At 56.6% G+C, this 17,534-nt stretch carries 13 protein-coding genes; 11 read left to right on the top strand and 2 right to left on the bottom strand.

Annotation, left to right across the window (positions count from 1 at the left end):
* Nucleotides 1-55: 55 nt before the first annotated feature.
* The 8 genes from csrD (at nt 56) to tldD (ending at nt 12,326) form a co-directional block, all read left to right on the top strand.
* Entirely contained in the window at nt 56-1,996 is a 1,941-nt protein-coding gene (gene csrD, locus AC3WS9_RS19795) for an RNase E specificity factor CsrD (RefSeq protein ID WP_285145648.1), read from the top strand.
* 283 nt (nt 1,997-2,279) lie between these two features.
* Nucleotides 2,280-3,323 (top strand): rod shape-determining protein MreB, encoded by a 1,044-nt coding sequence (gene mreB, locus AC3WS9_RS19790; RefSeq protein WP_000913396.1) that lies wholly within the window; start codon nt 2,280-2,282, stop codon nt 3,321-3,323.
* A gap of 60 nt (nt 3,324-3,383) precedes the next feature.
* On the top strand, nt 3,384-4,400 hold the full coding sequence (gene mreC / locus AC3WS9_RS19785) for a rod shape-determining protein MreC (protein WP_282491883.1): 1,017 nt from the start codon (nt 3,384-3,386) through the stop codon (nt 4,398-4,400).
* Nucleotides 4,400-4,888 (top strand): rod shape-determining protein MreD, encoded by a 489-nt coding sequence (gene mreD, locus AC3WS9_RS19780; RefSeq protein WP_282491882.1) that lies wholly within the window; start codon nt 4,400-4,402, stop codon nt 4,886-4,888. The genes mreC and mreD overlap by 1 nt, the downstream gene beginning before the upstream one ends.
* 11 nt (nt 4,889-4,899) lie before the next feature.
* On the top strand, nt 4,900-5,493 hold the full coding sequence (locus tag AC3WS9_RS19775) for a Maf family protein (protein WP_282491881.1): 594 nt from the start codon (nt 4,900-4,902) through the stop codon (nt 5,491-5,493).
* Nucleotides 5,483-6,952 carry a ribonuclease G gene (gene rng, locus AC3WS9_RS19770; protein WP_282491880.1) on the top strand — a complete coding sequence of 490 codons (1,470 nt, stop codon included), beginning with the start codon at nt 5,483-5,485 and terminating at the stop codon, nt 6,950-6,952. The genes AC3WS9_RS19775 and rng overlap by 11 nt, the downstream gene beginning before the upstream one ends.
* 43 nt (nt 6,953-6,995) lie before the next feature.
* On the top strand, nt 6,996-10,793 hold the full coding sequence (gene yhdP, locus AC3WS9_RS19765; protein WP_492489991.1) for an AsmA2 domain-containing protein YhdP: 3,798 nt from the start codon (nt 6,996-6,998) through the stop codon (nt 10,791-10,793).
* An 87-nt stretch (nt 10,794-10,880) separates the two neighbouring features.
* Entirely contained in the window at nt 10,881-12,326 is a 1,446-nt protein-coding gene (tldD, locus tag AC3WS9_RS19760; protein WP_282491878.1) for a metalloprotease TldD, read from the top strand.
* A gap of 61 nt (nt 12,327-12,387) precedes the next feature.
* Here tldD and AC3WS9_RS19755 read toward each other — a convergent pair whose 3' ends face one another.
* Together AC3WS9_RS19755 and aaeR are read right to left on the bottom strand one after the other, a co-directional pair.
* The gene (locus AC3WS9_RS19755) at nt 12,388-13,002 is read right to left on the bottom strand and encodes a YagU family protein (protein WP_492489989.1); all 615 of its coding nucleotides are present in this window, start codon (nt 13,000-13,002) and stop codon (nt 12,388-12,390) included.
* A gap of 183 nt (nt 13,003-13,185) precedes the next feature.
* The gene (aaeR, locus tag AC3WS9_RS19750; protein ID WP_282491876.1) at nt 13,186-14,112 is read right to left on the bottom strand and encodes an HTH-type transcriptional activator AaeR; all 927 of its coding nucleotides are present in this window, start codon (nt 14,110-14,112) and stop codon (nt 13,186-13,188) included.
* A gap of 181 nt (nt 14,113-14,293) precedes the next feature.
* Between aaeR and aaeX the strand changes: the two genes are divergently transcribed.
* From aaeX to aaeB, 3 genes are read left to right on the top strand one after another with little or no spacing between them, the layout of a single operon-like run.
* Entirely contained in the window at nt 14,294-14,497 is a 204-nt protein-coding gene (gene aaeX, locus AC3WS9_RS19745) for a p-hydroxybenzoic acid efflux pump operon protein AaeX (protein ID WP_003860416.1), read from the top strand.
* A gap of 7 nt (nt 14,498-14,504) precedes the next feature.
* On the top strand, nt 14,505-15,437 hold the full coding sequence (gene aaeA / locus AC3WS9_RS19740) for a p-hydroxybenzoic acid efflux pump subunit AaeA (RefSeq protein WP_285148106.1): 933 nt from the start codon (nt 14,505-14,507) through the stop codon (nt 15,435-15,437).
* Nucleotides 15,438-15,442: 5 nt separating this feature from the next.
* Complete coding sequence (gene aaeB / locus AC3WS9_RS19735; RefSeq protein WP_285145644.1) at nt 15,443-17,410, top strand: p-hydroxybenzoic acid efflux pump subunit AaeB; 1,968 nt, start codon at nt 15,443-15,445, stop codon at nt 17,408-17,410.
* Nucleotides 17,411-17,534: the final 124 nt, after the last annotated feature.

Here is a 17,534-nt window from a genome sequence, read left to right as displayed (position 1 = left end):
AGCACTTACTTGCTATTAAACTGTTTCCCCATCAACCAACGGAGTGATCTCAAGGATGCGATTAACGACGAAATTTTCAGCTTTTATTACGCTGCTGACGGGGCTGACCATTTTCGTCACCCTGATGGGGTGCTCGCTGAGTTTTTATAACGCGATTCAGGACAAGCTCGACAACCGTTTACAGTCCGTCGCCTCGGTGATTGATTCACGACTGGTGACTTCCTCGCTCCCCGCGCTCGCTCAGCAGCTGGATGAGATGATGGTGCCGGTCGACATTGTGCACATCGACATCTTACAGGGTAGCAAAGTCGTTCTGAGCCATGCGCGTCAGAGCAGCTATCGTCCCGCCGGGAATTTAGCTCAGTACCGCGAGATGATCATTCACTCCTTAAAAAGCCCCGGTGTCACCATCAGGCTGGTCTATCAGGACCCGATGGCGAACTACTTCCGCTCCCTGATGACCACCGCGCCGCTGACCGTGGCGGTGGGTTTTATCGTGGTGCTGCTCTTTCTGGCGGTTCGCTGGCTGCGACGCCAGCTTTCCGGACAAGAACTGCTGGAATCGCGATCTGTACGTATTTTAAACGGCGAACGGGGTGCTAAGGTACGGGGCTCTGTCTACGAATGGCCTACGCGGACCAGCAGTGCGCTCGACGTCTTGCTCTCGGAGATTCAGTTCGCCAGCGATCAGCGCAGCCGGATGGATACGCTGATTCGCTCCTATGCAGCCCAGGACAATAAAACCGGGCTGAATAACCGTCTCTTCTTTGATAATCAGCTGGCTACGCTGCTGGATGACACGGAAAAAGTCGGCGCGCACGGCGTGGTCATGATTATCCGCCTGCCAGATTTCGATCTGCTGCGCGATACCTGGGGCCGCTCGGTGGCGGAAGATCATCTCTTTACGCTTATCAATTTGCTCTCGACCTTTATCATGCGGTACCCGGGCGCGCTGCTGGCGCGCTATCACCGCAGCGATTTTGCGGTGCTGCTGCCCCACCGGACGCTGAAAGAGTCTGAAAGTATTGCCAGCCAGCTGCTGAAAGCGGTCGATGCCCTGCCGCCAACCAAAATGCTCGACCGGGACGACATGGTCCACATCGGGATTTGCGCCTGGCGCGGCGGGCAACACACGCAGCAGGTGATGGAACATGCCGAAGCCGCCACGCGAAACGCGGTACTACAGGGCGCGAATGGCTGGGCGGTTTACGATGATTCTCTGCCGGAGAAAGGGCGCGGCAACGTGCGCTGGCGGACACTCATCGAGCAGATGCTCAGCCGAGGCGGGCCGCGTATCTATCAAAAACCGGCCGTACTGCGCAACGGCGTAGTGCATCATCGCGAATTACTGTGCCGTATTTTTGACGGTACGGAAGAGGTGGTCTCCGCCGAATATCTGCCGATGGTGCTGCAGTTTGGTCTGTCAGAAGAGTATGACCGCCAGCAAATTACGCGTCTTATTCCATTTTTATCTTTCTGGCCTGAGGAAAATCTGGCATTACAGGTAACGGTAGAGTCGCTGATTCGCCCGCGTTTCCAGCGCTGGCTGCGAGATGTTCTGATGCAATGTGAAAAATCGCAGCGGAAACGGATTATTTTTGAACTTGCAGAGGCAGATGTCTGTCAACATATCAGCCGTTTACAGCCGGTCGTCCGTTTGATGAATGCTCTCGGCGCTCGCGTCGCGGTAACACAGGCGGGTTTAACGCTGGTCAGTACCAGTTGGATCAAGGAGCTGGATGTGGAACTGTTGAAGCTGCATCCGGGGCTGGTCAGGAATATTGAAAAGCGCACGGAAAACCAGCTTCTGGTTCAGAGCCTGGTGGAAGCGTGCAAGGGAACGCAAACGCAAGTATTCGCCACAGGCATACGTTCACGGAGCGAATGGCAGATGTTGACGGAGCGCGGTGTGGCGGGTGGTCAGGGGGATTTTATTGCCTCCTCTCAGCCGCTTGACAGCAATGTGAAAAAATATTTGCAAAGATACTCTGTTTGACCTGCCGTTTAATTTGTTTTCACGTAGAATATCGCGCCTGTAGCTTTGAGTATGACGAGCAAAACGCCAGTCGTTGACCCGGACCGGTTACAAATGAAAGCGAGTGACGCAGCTGTTAACTCAGCCCTGATGGAGTCAGGAATTAAATTTGTAACATACGGAAACGTACTGCACTAATTTTCACCGTAGCAGATGATTTTTGCGCCTTGTCGCTGCTACGTGTGGTTGGTAAAGTAAGCGGATTTTAATTTTTCCGCCCCAGCTTTCAGGATTATCCCTTAGTATGTTGAAAAAATTTCGTGGCATGTTTTCCAATGACCTGTCCATTGACCTGGGTACCGCGAATACCCTGATTTATGTAAAAGGACAAGGCATCGTATTGAATGAGCCTTCCGTTGTGGCCATTCGTCAGGATCGTGCCGGCTCCCCGAAAAGCGTGGCAGCCGTAGGACACGATGCGAAGCAGATGCTGGGTCGTACCCCAGGCAACATCGCCGCGATCCGCCCAATGAAAGACGGCGTTATCGCTGACTTCTTCGTGACTGAAAAAATGCTTCAGCACTTCATCAAGCAGGTTCACAGCAACAGCTTCATGCGCCCAAGTCCGCGCGTGCTGGTGTGTGTGCCGGTTGGTGCGACTCAGGTTGAACGTCGTGCGATCCGTGAATCCGCTCAGGGTGCAGGCGCGCGTGAAGTCTTCCTGATTGAAGAGCCGATGGCTGCTGCAATTGGTGCAGGCCTGCCGGTTTCTGAAGCAACAGGTTCGATGGTGGTGGATATCGGTGGTGGTACCACTGAAGTGGCCGTTATCTCCCTGAACGGCGTGGTTTACTCCTCCTCCGTGCGTATCGGTGGTGACCGTTTCGACGAAGCCATCATTAATTATGTGCGCCGTAACTACGGCTCTCTGATTGGTGAAGCCACCGCAGAGCGTATTAAGCACGAGATCGGTTCTGCTTACCCTGGTGACGAAGTCCGCGAAATCGAAGTTCGTGGCCGTAACCTGGCAGAAGGCGTTCCGCGTGGCTTTACCCTGAACTCCAACGAAATCCTCGAAGCGCTGCAAGAGCCGCTGACCGGTATCGTCAGCGCGGTAATGGTTGCGCTGGAACAGTGCCCGCCAGAACTGGCTTCCGACATCTCAGAACGCGGTATGGTTCTGACCGGTGGTGGTGCGCTGCTGCGTAACCTCGACCGCCTGTTAATGGAAGAGACAGGGATTCCTGTCGTAGTTGCAGAAGATCCACTGACTTGCGTGGCCCGTGGTGGCGGCAAGGCGCTGGAAATGATCGACATGCACGGCGGCGACTTGTTCAGCGAAGAGTAGTCGAAGTGAGAGGGTAGCGAAGGCTACCCTTTCTCTCTGACACGAGAATACGCATAGCCTATGAAGCCAATTTTTAGCCGTGGCCCGTCGCTGCAGTTTCGCCTGATCCTGGGGGTGCTGGTAGCGCTTGGAGTCATCATCGCCGATAGCCGCCTCGGTATGTTCAGCCAGATTCGAACATACATGGATACCGCCGTCAGTCCTTTCTATTTTGTATCAAACGGTCCCCGTGAATTACTCGACAGCGTTTCTCAGACTTTGTCGTCACGTGACCAACTCGAGCTCGAAAACCGTGCACTGCGCCAGGAACTGCTGCTGAAAAACAGCGAGTTGCTGATGCTGGGTCAATATCGCCAGGAAAACGCCCGTCTGCGTGAACTGCTGGGGTCGCCGCTGCGTCAGGACGAGCAAAAAATGGTGACTCAGGTGATCTCCACCGTTAACGATCCTTACAGCGATCAGGTGGTGATCGACAAAGGCAGCGTGAACGGTGTGTACGAAGGCCAGCCGGTCATCAGCGATAAAGGCGTCGTCGGCCAGGTGGTTGCCGTAGCCAAGCTGACCAGCCGCGTGTTGCTGATTTGCGATGCGACCCATGCCTTGCCGATTCAGGTACTGCGTAACGACATCCGTATTATTGCGGCCGGTAACGGCTGTACGGACGATCTGCAGCTGGAGCATCTGCCAGCCAACACCGACATTCGTGTGGGTGATGTTCTGGTGACTTCAGGTCTCGGTGGTCGTTTCCCGGAAGGTTATCCGGTTGCCGTGGTCTCTTCCGTGAAGCTCGATACGCAGCGCGCGTATACCGTGATTCAGGCTCGTCCGACCGCGGGCTTACAGCGTCTGCGCTATTTGCTGTTGCTGTGGGGAGCCGATCGTAACGGCGTTAACCCGATGACGCCGGAAGATGTTCACCGCGTGGCGAATGAACGCTTAATGCAGATGATGCCGCAGGTTCTGCCTGCGCCGGATTCAATGGGGCCACCTGCGCCGGTTCCGGCCCCTGCTACCGGTTTAACGCAGCCACCTCCGGATGCGCCGCTGCCGCCACACATCTCCTCAGGAGGGCAGTAGTGGCCAGCTACCGTAGCCAGGGACGCTGGGTTATCTGGCTCTCGTTTTTCGTCGCGTTACTGCTGCAAGTCATGCCCTGGCCGGACGACATTCTCGTCTTCCGGCCAAACTGGGTGCTGCTCATTTTACTCTACTGGACCCTCGCTCTGCCGCACCGCGTAAATGTGGGCACAGGTTTTGTGATGGGTGCCATACTGGATCTCATTAGTGGCTCTACGCTTGGCGTGCGCGCCCTGTCGATGAGTATTATTGCGTATCTTGTCGCACTGAAATTCCAGCTTTTCCGTAACCTCGCGCTCTGGCAACAGGCGTTGGTGGTGATGTTGTTGTCCCTCGCCGCGGATATCATTGTTTTCTGGGCTGAGTTTTTAGTGATCAACGTCTCTTTCCGACCGGAAGTGTTCTGGAGTAGTGTAGTAAACGGTGTGCTCTGGCCGTGGCTGTTCCTGCTGATGCGTAAGATTCGCCAGCAGTTTGCCGTGCAATAACTAAGGTTTCTATGACGTCTATATTTCTTGCCTCTGGTTCCCCGCGCCGTCAGGAGTTGCTCACTCAACTGGGTGTCTCTTTTGAACGCATCGTCCCCGGTATTGAAGAACAACGGGCCGATGGCGAAAGCGCGCAGCAGTATGTGTCTCGTCTGGCACGGGAAAAAGCGCAGGCTGGCGTGGCGCTAACGCCGCGCGATTTGCCAGTGCTGGGGGCGGATACCATCGTGATCCTCAACGGTGAAGTGCTCGAGAAACCGCGCGATAGCGAACATGCGGCGCGTATGCTGCGCAAGCTATCCGGGCAAACGCATCAGGTGATGACGGCGGTTGCACTGGCCGACAGCCAGCAGGTGCTGGATTGTCTGGTGGTCACGGACGTCACGTTCAGAGTGCTTACCGATGAGGAGATCGCCGGTTATATCGCCAGCGGTGAACCTATGGATAAAGCAGGTGCATACGGTATTCAGGGGCTGGGTGGCTGTTTTGTCAGGAAGATTAATGGCAGCTATCACGCCGTAGTCGGCTTACCGCTGGTGGAAACGTATGAGTTGCTGAGCAATTTTAACTCACTGCGTGAGGGAAGGGATAATTATGACGGCTGAATTGTTGGTAAACGTAACGCCATCGGAAACCCGAGTGGCCTATATTGATGGCGGCATTCTTCAGGAAATTCATATTGAGCGCGAAGCGCGACGCGGAATAGTAGGCAATATCTACAAAGGTCGTGTCAGTCGTGTACTACCGGGTATGCAGGCGGCATTTGTAGATATTGGCCTTGATAAAGCGGCGTTTTTGCATGCCTCGGACATCATGCCCCATACCGAATGCGTGGCGGGCGAAGAGCAAAAGCAGTTTACCGTCCGCGACATCTCCGAGCTGGTCCGTCAGGGGCAGGATCTCATGGTCCAGGTGGTGAAAGATCCCCTCGGCACCAAAGGCGCCCGCCTGACCACCGACATCACCTTACCTTCCCGTTACCTGGTCTTTATGCCGGGCGCGTCGCACGTCGGCGTCTCTCAGCGTATCGAAAGTGAAAGCGAGCGCGAACGCCTGAAAAAGGTGGTCGGCGCTTACTGCGATGAGCAGGGCGGGTTCATTATCCGTACCGCAGCAGAAGGGATCAGCGAAGAGGATCTGGCTTCCGATGCGGCGTACCTGAAACGCGTCTGGACCAAAGTGATGGAGCGTAAAAAACGCAACCAGACGCGCTATCAAATGTACGGCGAACTGGCGCTGGCCCAGCGCGTCTTGCGCGATTTCGCTGACGCGCAGCTCGACCGCATCCGTGTAGATTCCCGTCTGACCTACGACGCCTTGCTGGAATTTACCGCCGAATACATCCCCGAGATGCCGGGCCTGCTGGAGCACTACACGGGTCGTCAGCCGATCTTCGATCTTTACGACGTCGAGAACGAAATCCAGCGCGCGCTGGAGCGTAAAGTCGAACTCAAATCCGGCGGGTATCTGATCATCGATCAGACCGAAGCCATGACTACCGTCGATATCAACACCGGCGCCTTCGTTGGTCATCGTAATCTCGACGACACCATCTTCAACACCAACATCGAAGCGACGCAGGCCATCGCGCGCCAGCTTCGCCTGCGCAATCTCGGCGGGATCATCATCATCGACTTTATCGATATGAATAATGAAGATCACCGCCGTCGCGTGCTGCACTCCCTGGAGCAGGCGCTGAGCAAAGATCGGGTGAAAACCAGCATCAACGGTTTCTCCCAGCTCGGCCTGGTGGAGATGACCCGCAAACGCACGCGCGAAAGCGTCGAGCACGTGCTGTGCAACGAATGCCCAACCTGCCACGGACGCGGCACGGTTAAGTCCGTGGAGACGGTCTGCTACGAAATCATGCGTGAAATTGTCCGCGTCCATCACGCCTACGACTCCGACCGTTTTCTGGTCTATGCTTCCCCTGCGGTGGCAGAAGCACTGAAAGGCGAAGAGTCGCACGCGCTGGCGGAAGTGGAAATCTTTGTCGGCAAACAGGTAAAAGTACAAATCGAACCACTCTACAATCAGCAGCAGTTTGACGTGGTGATGATGTAAGACGCAGCAATGCTGCAAGAGAACGGCTGACAAGGAGAGATGCGTGAGGCGATTGCCAGGAATTTTACTGCTTACAGGGGCAACGCTTGTCGTCATTGTCGCGTTGCTCGTGAGCGGACTGCGCCTCGTGTTACCGCATCTCGACAGCTGGCGCCCGCAGGTGCTGGCAAAGATCGAAAGCTCCACCGGCGTTCCCGTTGATGTCAGCCAGCTGAGCGCCAGCTGGCAAAACTTCGGCCCGACGCTGGATGTGCGCGACATCAACGCCACTCTGAAAGATGGCGGCTACCTCAAAATCAAACGCGTAACGCTGGCGCTGGATGTCTGGCAAAGTTTGCTGCACATGCGCTGGCAGTTTCGCGATCTCACCTTCTGGCAGCTTCAGTTTTTGACCAATACTCCCCTGACGCAGGGCGAGAACAGCAAAGGCATTGAGACCAACCGCATCAGCGATCTTTTCCTGCGCCAGTTCGATCATTTCGATCTGCGCGACAGCGAAATCAGTTTCATTACCCTCTCCGGCCAGCGGGCCGAACTGGCGATCCCGCAGCTCACCTGGCTCAACGGCAAAGATCGCCATCGCGCCGAAGGGCAGGTCAACCTCTCCAGTCTCAACGGCCAGCATGGCATCATGCAGGTGCGGATGGATTTGCGCGACGATAATGGTCTGCTGAACAAAGGCAAAGTCTGGCTGCAGGCCGATGATGTCGATGTGAAACCCTGGCTCGGCAAATGGATGCAGGACAACGTGGCCCTGCAAAGGGCGCGGTTTAGCCTCGAAGGCTGGCTGACGCTGACCGATGGTGACATTGCCGCCGGTGACGTGTGGCTGAAGCAGGGCGGTGCGGCGTGGAAAGGGGAAACCCAAACCCATGATATGTCGGTCGATAACCTGACGGCACACGTCACGCGTCAGGGCGACAGCTGGCAATTCTCCATTCCCGATACGCGCATTACGATGGACGGCAAAGCCTGGCCGCGCGGTGCGCTGACGATGGCATGGGTGCCTGAGCAGGAAGTCGGCGGCGTAAACAGCAAACGCAGCGATGAGCTACGCATCCGCGCCAGCAATCTCGATCTGGCGAGTCTCGACGGTTTGCGTCCTATTGCTACCCGCATGTCCGCTTCGCTGGGCGAAGTCTGGCAAGCCACGCAGCCGAGTGGACAAATCGACTCGCTGGCGCTGGATATCCCCCTGCAGGCCACGGAAAAAACCCGTTTCCAGGCCTCGTGGAAAGCGCTCTCCTGGAAGCAGTGGAAGCTCCTGCCGGGTGCCGAGCACTTTGGCGGCAAGCTTGAAGGAAGCGTGGAAGACGGCAGGCTGACGGCAGAAATGACCGACGCCAAAATGCCGTATGAGACGGTTTTCCGCGCCCCGCTGGAGATCGAAAAAGGCACGGCGATCCTCAACTGGCTGAAAAACGACAAAGGGTTCCAGCTCGATGGTCGTGATATCGACGTGAAAGCCACCGGCGTGCATGCGAGCGGTAACTTCCGCTATCTGCAGCCCGAAGGGGATGAACCCTGGCTGGGTATTCTGGCGGGTATCAGCACCGACGATGGCGGTCAGGCCTGGCGCTACTTCCCGGAAAACCTGATGGGCAAAGAGCTGGTGGACTACCTGAGCGGCGCGATTCAGGGCGGCCAGGCTGATAATGCCACGCTGGTTTACGGCGGCAATCCGCATCTGTTCCCGTATAAACACAACGAAGGTCAGTTCCAGGTCCTGGTGCCGCTGCGCAACGCGACCTTTGCCTTCCAGCCCGACTGGCCGGCGCTGAAAAACCTCAACATTGAGCTGAATTTCCTCAACGACGGTCTGTGGATGAAATCCGACAGCGTGGCGCTGGGTGGCGTCACCGCCCGCAATCTGACCGCCGTGATCCCGGACTACTCCAAAGAAAAACTGCTGATCGACGCGGATATCAACGGGCCGGGTAAAGCCGTGGGACCGTATTTCGAAGAGACCCCGCTCGATGACTCGCTGGCCGCCGCGCTGCAAGAGCTGCAGATCGACGGCGATGTGAATGCCCGCTTACATCTGGATATTCCGCTGGACGGCGAAATGACCACCGCCGAAGGCGAAGTGGTACTGAACAACAACAGCCTGTTCATCAAACCGCTCGACAGTACGCTCAAAAATCTGAGCGGCAAATTCAGCTTTGTGAATGGCAACCTGAAGAGTGAACCGCTGAAAGCCACCTGGTTTAATCAGCCGCTTAACGTCGATTTCAGCACCACCGAAGGCGACAAAGCCTACCAGGTCGCGGTCAACATGGACGCCTACTGGCAGCCTGCACGGATGGACGTTCTGCCGAAACCGGTGGCGGAATCCATCGACGGCTCGGTGGCCTGGAACGGTAAAGTGACCATCGACCTGCCTTATCGTGGAAGCGCGCGCTACCAGGTCGACGTGACCGGCGATCTGAAAAATGTAAGCAGTCACTTACCTGCGCCACTGGATAAAAAATCCGGGCAGCCGCTGCCGATGAACATCAACGTGAAGGGCGATCTCAACAGCTTCGAACTGACCGGCAATGCGAGCGGTAAAAACCACTTCAACAGCCGCTGGTTGCTCAGTCGTAAACTGACGCTCGATCGCGCCATCTGGACCACGGACAGCCGCACCATTCCGCCGCTGCCTGAGCAGTCGGGCATCGAACTGAACCTGCCCGCGATGGACGGCGCAGAGTGGCTGGCGATGTTTAACAAGGGCGTCGGGCAAAATGTTGATCAGGCGGCGCAGTTCCCGGAGCGTGTCACCGTCCGTACGCCAGCTCTGACCCTTGGCGGGCAGCAGTGGAACAACCTCAGTATTGTCTCCGAACCGACGATCAACGGTTCAACGGTGGAAGCCCAGGGGCGTGAAATCAACGGCACGCTGACGATGCGTGACAACGCGCCGTGGCAGGCGGCGATTCGTTATCTCTACTACAACCCGACGATGGCAGCGAAAGGGCAAACGGCAACGGATTCACCATTATCAGAAGTGTCTAAAGTGGATTTCAGCGGCTGGCCAGATCTACAACTGCGCTGTGCCGAGTGCTGGCTGTGGGGCCAGAAATATGGCCGCATCGACGGTGATTTTGCCATTAAGGGGAACACCCTGAGCCTCGCGGGCGGCCTGATTGATACCGGTTTTGGTCGTCTGACGGCTGACGGGGAATGGGTGAATGGCGCAGGCGAACAGCGCACCTCGCTCAAAGGCACCATCAAGGGCAACAAGCTGGATGCGGCGACGAATTTCTTTGGTGTCAGCACGCCGCTGCGCGGCTCGTCCTTCGATATCAATTACGATATGCACTGGCGCGCCCAGCCGTGGAAACCGGATGTCGCCTCGCTGAACGGTATCCTGAAAACCAATCTCGGCAAAGGTGAAATCGCCGACGTCAGTACCGGCCACGCCGGGCAGCTTTTACGTTTGCTGAGCTTCGACGCGCTGCTGCGCAAACTGCGCTTTGATTTTAGCGACACCTTTAGCGAAGGGTTCTATTACGATTCCATCCGCAGCACGGCGTGGATCAAAGACGGTGTCCTGCACACGGACGACACGCTGGTGGATGGTCTCGAGGCCGATATCGCCATGAAAGGCTCGGTGAATCTGGTGCGTCGCGAGCTGGATATGGAAGCGGTCGTTGCACCTGAAATCTCGGCGACCGTGGGTGTTGCTGCGGCCTTCGTGGTGAACCCGATTGTCGGCGCCGCGGTGTTTGCCGCCAGTAAGGTGCTCGGGCCGCTGTGGAGCAAGGTCTCGATCTTGCGCTATCGCATTACGGGCCCGGTCGATAAGCCACAGATTAATGAGGTGCTCCGTCAGGCGCGTAAAGATGCACAGCAATGATTTGACGCGGGCAATTAATTGCCTCACTCTCAATAATAATGATTTTTTTTACCGCCCGCTGGGTGGCAACGAACGAGTAGCAAAACGATGAGTCTGAACCTGGTAAGTGAACATTTGCTCGCAGCGAACGGCCTGAGTCATCAGGACCTGTTTTCCATTCTCGCCCAACTCACCGAGCGTCGCCTCGATTACGGCGATCTCTATTTCCAGTCGAGCTACCACGAATCCTGGGTTTTGGAAGACAGCATCATTAAAGATGGCTCTTACAACATCGACCAGGGCGTTGGCGTGCGCGCCGTGAGCGGTGAGAAAACCGGTTTTGCCTATGCCGATCAGATCAGCCTGACAGCCCTGGAGCAAAGCGCCCAAGCGGCGCGTACCATCGTGCGTGAAACGGGCGATGGCCGCGTAAAAACGCTGGGCGAAGTACAGCACACGGCGCTCTATACCAGCATCGATCCGCTGCAAAGCATGAGCCGCGAAGAGAAGCTGGACATTCTGCGTCGCGTGGACAAAGTGGCGCGCGCTGCGGATAAACGCGTGCACGAAGTGTCTGCCAGCCTCAGCGGTGTGTATGAACTCATCCTGGTCGCGGCGACCGACGGGACGCTGGCGGCAGATGTGCGTCCGCTGGTGCGTCTGTCCGTGAGCGTGCAGGTGGAAGACGACGGTAAGCGTGAGCGCGGCTCCAGCGGCGGCGGCGGTCGTTTTGGCTATGACTGGTTCCTGGCCGACGAAGACGGCGAAGTTCGCGCAGATGCCTGGGCGAAAGAAGCTGTACGTATGGCGCTGGTGAATCTCAATGCGGTCGCGGCACCTGCCGGTACGCTGCCGGTGGTATTGGGCGCAGGCTGGCCTGGCGTGCTGCTGCACGAAGCGGTCGGTCACGGTCTGGAAGGCGATTTCAACCGTCGCGGCACCTCCGTATTCAGCGGCCAGATGGGCGAGCTGGTGGCCTCTGAACTCTGTACCGTTGTCGATGACGGCACCATGACCGATCGTCGTGGCTCGATCTCCATCGACGATGAAGGGACGCCGGGACAGTACAACGTGCTGATCGAAAACGGCATCCTGAAAGGCTACATGCAGGACAAACTCAACGCGCGCCTGATGGGTGTTGCGCCAACCGGTAACGGCCGTCGCGAATCCTACGCGCACCTGCCGATGCCGCGCATGACCAACACCTATATGCTGGCGGGTAAATCCACGCCGCAGGAGATTATCGAATCGGTAGATTACGGTATCTTCGCGCCAAACTTCGGCGGCGGGCAGGTGGATATCACCTCCGGCAAGTTTGTCTTCTCCACGTCAGAAGCCTATCTGATTGAGAAAGGCAAAGTCACCAAAGCGGTGAAAGGGGCCACATTGATTGGCTCCGGGATCGAAGCGATGCAGCAGATTTCGATGGTCGGCAACGATCTGAAACTGGATAAAGGTGTGGGCGTCTGCGGTAAAGAGGGCCAGAGCCTGCCGGTGGGCGTCGGCCAGCCAACGCTGAAGGTCGACAATCTGACCGTCGGCGGTACTGCCTGATCTGACTCCGCATTAAAAAAAATGGCGTGCCCTTAAGGCGCGCCATTTTTTTATGCGACGCTTATCGCGCGCTGTTCAGCGGAATTTCAGGATCCGGCTCGTGAGTGATGCGGTTGCGTAAATCACGACGAATAATTTCGATCGACCAGAACCAGATCAGGTGCCCCACGATCTCGGAGACGTGTTCGTACCACGGGAGATCAAACAGCGGCGGAGTCAGCCCCATCAGCGGGAATGAAATCATGTGGACGAACAGTTGCGCTAACGCCCCTGCGAACAAACCCTGCCAGAGTTTTATTTTCGGGAAGACTTCTGCCACAACGCAATAGCCTACAGCGAACACGATAGAGAAAATAATATGTGTTACGCCGACCCAGTTAAATATATGTCCGGCAAACGTATAAACGGCGGCGTTAGGATCGACGACACCCAGCCAGTCGCGCAGAAATACATAGGGCGGGTTGAGGAAATTACGCGAGCAATCAATTTGGCTGGCGGCTCGGATTAATTGCTCGGGTCCGCATGCGCTGGTGAATAAATCCGTTGGACTGCGTGGAGGAAGCGGAACCTCTGCGCCCCATTTGACAAAGGCGGAGACAATCCCGGCGATCAGCCCAACGAACGCGGCGAGCCCGTAGCGCCGGCGTGAAGGCGGTGTTTGTTCAAATAGATTCATTTGTATTCCTTGTTTAAAAAGATTCCTGAGAAACGCTATTTTTATGATGTATATTTTTAACAAATAAATAACGGCCTTTTCTGACAAGGATACGATAATGGTCAAATGGCGAAGGTGTCAATTCGCCATTATTAATAGAATTGAATGAAATATCTGAATAATAGTTGATGGGACAGAGGCTGATTATTCCTTCCTTTCGCCGCGCATACCCTGATACAGCTCCGCTACTTCGACAAAATAATCGGTCAGATAGTTAATACACACCTGCACCTTGAGCGGCAGTTTGTCCTTTTCCGTATACAGGGCATATACCGGGCGCGGGTCAGACTGATAGCGCGGGAACAGGATCTCCAGCTCGCCGCTGTTGATCTCATTGATCACCCACATCAGCGGCACGTAGGCAATCCCGGCACCAGCAACCAGCCAGCGGGAAATGGTCATCGGATCGTTTGTCACGAATCGCCCCTGTGGCAGCAGTTTTGTCGACAGTCCTTCCGGAGCAATCAGCTCAAATTCGTTATCCGGACGTACGCTGTACTCCAGCCAGGAGTGGTTAGTCAGATCGGCGGGTTTTTCCGGTACGCCAAACTGCGCCAGATAGTTTTTGGAGGCGCAGACCACCATCGGCATGCTGCCGAGGCGGCGTGAGAACAGGCTGGAATCCTGCAACGCGCCGACGCGGATCACCACGTCCAGCCCGTCGGCGATCAGGTCGGGGGCAGGGATACCAGTGACTAAATTGACTGCCAGTCCTGGATACTCTTTGAGCATTTCTGCCGTCATACTGGCGAGGACATTTTGTGCCATAGTTGAAGAACAGCCGATCCGCAGCGTGCCGATAGGGGTGTTATTGAAGGCATAGAGTTGCTCGTGCACGTCCTGGACTTCGTGCAGCATCCGCCGACAGCCCTGATAATAAATTTTGCCCGCTTCCGTCAGCCCAATGCTGCGGGTGCTGCGGTTCAGCAGCTTGACCTGCAGCTCATCTTCCAGTTTTGACACCGTCTGGCTGATGGATGAAACACTCATCTGCAGCTGTCGGGCCGCGGCGGTAAAGGAGCCAAATTCGACGACTTTGGCAAACACAGACATGCGTTTTAAACGTTCCATTGTTCACTCTGGCTTAAAAGTGATTTAGATCACATATTATAGATAACAGCATAACAGTTACGTTAATATATTATTACTGACATAACAGCTTCACCCTTCCCGCCTGGCTCTTCTTGCCCTTCAGCGACGGTGTAAGCTAAACAAAAAACTGTCGCCTGCTCGCTCTCAAATCAAGGTTAACATGAGTCTGTTTCCCGTTATCGTGGTGTTCGGTTTATCGTTCCCACCGATTTTCTTCGAACTTCTTTTATCACTGGCGATTTTCTGGCTGGTGCGCAAGGTGCTGGTTCCGACCGGTATCTACGACTTTGTCTGGCACCCTGCACTGTTTAATACCGCGCTGTATTGCTGCCTGTTCTACTTAATATCGCGCATGTTTGTCTGAGGTAGATGTGAAAACACTAACAAGAAATATCTCCCGTACCGCCATTACCGTGGCGCTGGTGGTCCTGGCGTTCATCGCTATTTTCCGCGCCTGGGTGTTTTACACCGAATCGCCGTGGACGCGCGATGCGCGTTTCAGCGCCGACGTGGTGGCGATTGCCCCGGACGTCGCCGGGCTTATCACCGCGGTGAACGTGCGCGATAACCAGCTGGTGAAAAAAGACCAGGTGCTGTTCACCATCGATCAGCCACGCTACCAGAAAGCCCTTGAACAGGCCGAAGCCGACGTGGCCTATTATCAGGCGCTGGCGACAGAAAAACGCCGCGAAGCCGGGCGTCGTAACCAGCTTGGCGTGCAGGCCATGTCCCGCGAAGAGATTGACCAGTCTAATAACGTACTGCAAACCGTCCTGCATCAGCAGGCCAAAGCGGAAGCCACGCGTGACCTGGCGAAACTGGATCTGGAACGCACGGTGATCCGCGCGCCCTCTGACGGCTGGGTGACCAATCTCAACGTCTACACCGGGGAATTTATCACCCGCGGCTCGACCGCCGTGGCGCTGGTGAAACAGCACTCATTCTACATTCTCGCCTATATGGAAGAGACCAAACTGGAAGGCGTGCGTCCAGGCTATCGCGCCGAAATTACCCCGCTCGGCAGCAACCGCGTGCTGAAAGGCACGGTGGACAGCGTTGCCGCGGGCGTTACCAACTCCAGCGCCACCCGCGACAGCAAAGGGATGGCAACCGTCGATTCCAATCTCGAGTGGGTTCGTCTGGCGCAGCGCGTGCCGGTGCGTATTCGCCTCGACGAAGAGCAGGGCAATCTGTGGCCAGCAGGCACCACGGCGACGGTGGTGATCACCGGCGAGAAAGACCGCGACGCCAATAACGACTCCCTGTTCCGCAAAATCGCGCATCGCCTGCGTGAGATTGGTTGATTGTGATGGGCATTTTCTCCATCGCCACCCAGCACGTTCGCTTCGCCATTAAACTGGCGTGCGCTATCGTGCTGGCGCTGTTTGTCGGTTTCCACTTCCAGCTGGAAACGCCGCGCTGGGCGGTGCTGACGGCGGCGATTGTCGCCGCGGGCCCGGCCTTCGCGGCGGGCGGCGAACCCTATTCAGGAGCCATCCGCTATCGCGGGATGCTGCGTATCGTCGGGACCTTTATCGGCTGCGTCGCGGCGCTGACCATCATTATCACCATGATCCGCTCCCCGCTGATGATGCTGATGGTCTGCTGTATCTGGGCGGGCTTCTGTACCTGGGTCTCTTCCCTGGTCAAAGTGGAGAACTCCTACGCCTGGGGCCTGTCCGGCTATACCGCGCTGATCATCGTGATCACCATTCAGAGCAATCCCTTGCTGGCGCCGCAGTTTGCGCTGGAGCGCTGCAGCGAGATCGTCATCGGGATCGTCTGCGCCATCGTCGCCGATCTGCTTTTCTCCCCGCGCTCGATCAAACAGGAAGTCGACCGCGAGCTGGATTCGCTTATCGTCGCTCAGTATCAGCTGATGCAGCTCTGTATTAAACACGGCGACAGTGAAGAGGTGGATAAAGCCTGGGGCGACCTGGTGCGTCGCAGCACCGCGCTGGAAGGGATGCGCAGCAACCTGAATATGGAATCCTCCCGCTGGTCGCGCGCCAACCGACGTCTGAAGGCGCTCAACACCGTCTCCCTGACGCTGATCACCCAGGCGTGCGAAACCTACCTTATTCAAAATACCCGCCCGGAAGCGATCACCGATACCTTCCGCGAGCTGTTCGAAGAGCCCGTCGAAACGGAGCAGGATGTACGCAAACAGCTGAAAAGAATGCGCCGGGTGATGGCCTGGACCGGCGAGCGCGACACGCCTGTGACGATCTATAGCTGGGTGGGTGCGGCGACGCGCTACCTGCTGCTGAAACGCGGAGTTATCAGCAATACCAAAATCAGCGCCACCGAAGAAGAGGTTCTGCGCAGCGAAGTGGTGGTGAAAGCCGAGTCGGCCGAACGTCACCATGCAATGGTGAACTTCTGGCGCACCACGCTCGCCTGTATGCTCGGGGCGTTGTTCTGGCTCTGGACGGGCTGGACGTCTGGCACCGGGGCGATGGTGATGATTGCCGTTGTCACCTCACTCGCCATGCGTCTGCCGAACCCGCGGATGGTGGCGATCGACTTTCTGTATGGCGCGATAGCGGCGCTCCCCATCGGGGCGTTCTATTTCCTGGTGGTGCTCCCGTCCACGCAGCAGAGCATGCTGCTGCTGTGCATCAGTCTGGCAGTACTGGCGTTCTTTATCGGTATCGAAGTGCAAAAACGGCGGCTGGGTTCCCTCGGCGCGCTCGCCAGTACCATTAACATTCTGGTGCTGGATAACCCGATGACCTTCCACTTTAGCCAGTTCCTCGACAGCGCCTTAGGTCAGCTGGTGGGCTGCTTCCTGGCGATGATGGTCATTCTGCTGGTGCGCGACAACTCCCAGGCGCGGACCGGACGCGTGCTGCTGAACCAGTTCGTTTCGGCGGCGGTTTCTGCGATGACCACCAATACCGCGCGGCGCAAAGAGAACCATCTGCCAGCGCTGTACCAGCAGCTGTTTTTACTCCTGACCAAATTCCCTGGCGATATCGCGAAGTTTCGCCTGGCGCTGACGATGATCATCGCTCACCAGCGTCTGCGCAATGCGCCGATTCCGATCAACGACGATCTCTCGGCGTTCCACCGTCAGCTGCGTCGTACGGCGGATCATGTGATTTCAGCCTCGACGGACGACAAGCGTCGCCGCTACTTCGCCCAGCTGCTGGAAGAGCTGAACATCTACCAGGAGAAGCTGCAGGTCTGGGAAGCGCCGCGGCAGGTCACGGAGCCGGTACAGCGTCTGACGGATGTGCTGCATCGCTATCAGAATGCGCTCACCGACAGTTAAAGGTTGAGCAGAACTTGTAGGCCGGGTAAGCGCAGCGCCACCCGGCGAAACCGACTGACAAAACCGACGCCAAAAGCGTCGGTTTTTTTGTGGCTATACTTATCTGGCAGGCTCTTAAACCCAG

Source organism: Lelliottia sp. EB106-05-01-XG201 (assembly GCF_058791735.1).
This window is presented reverse-complemented; position numbering and strand designations above follow the sequence as displayed.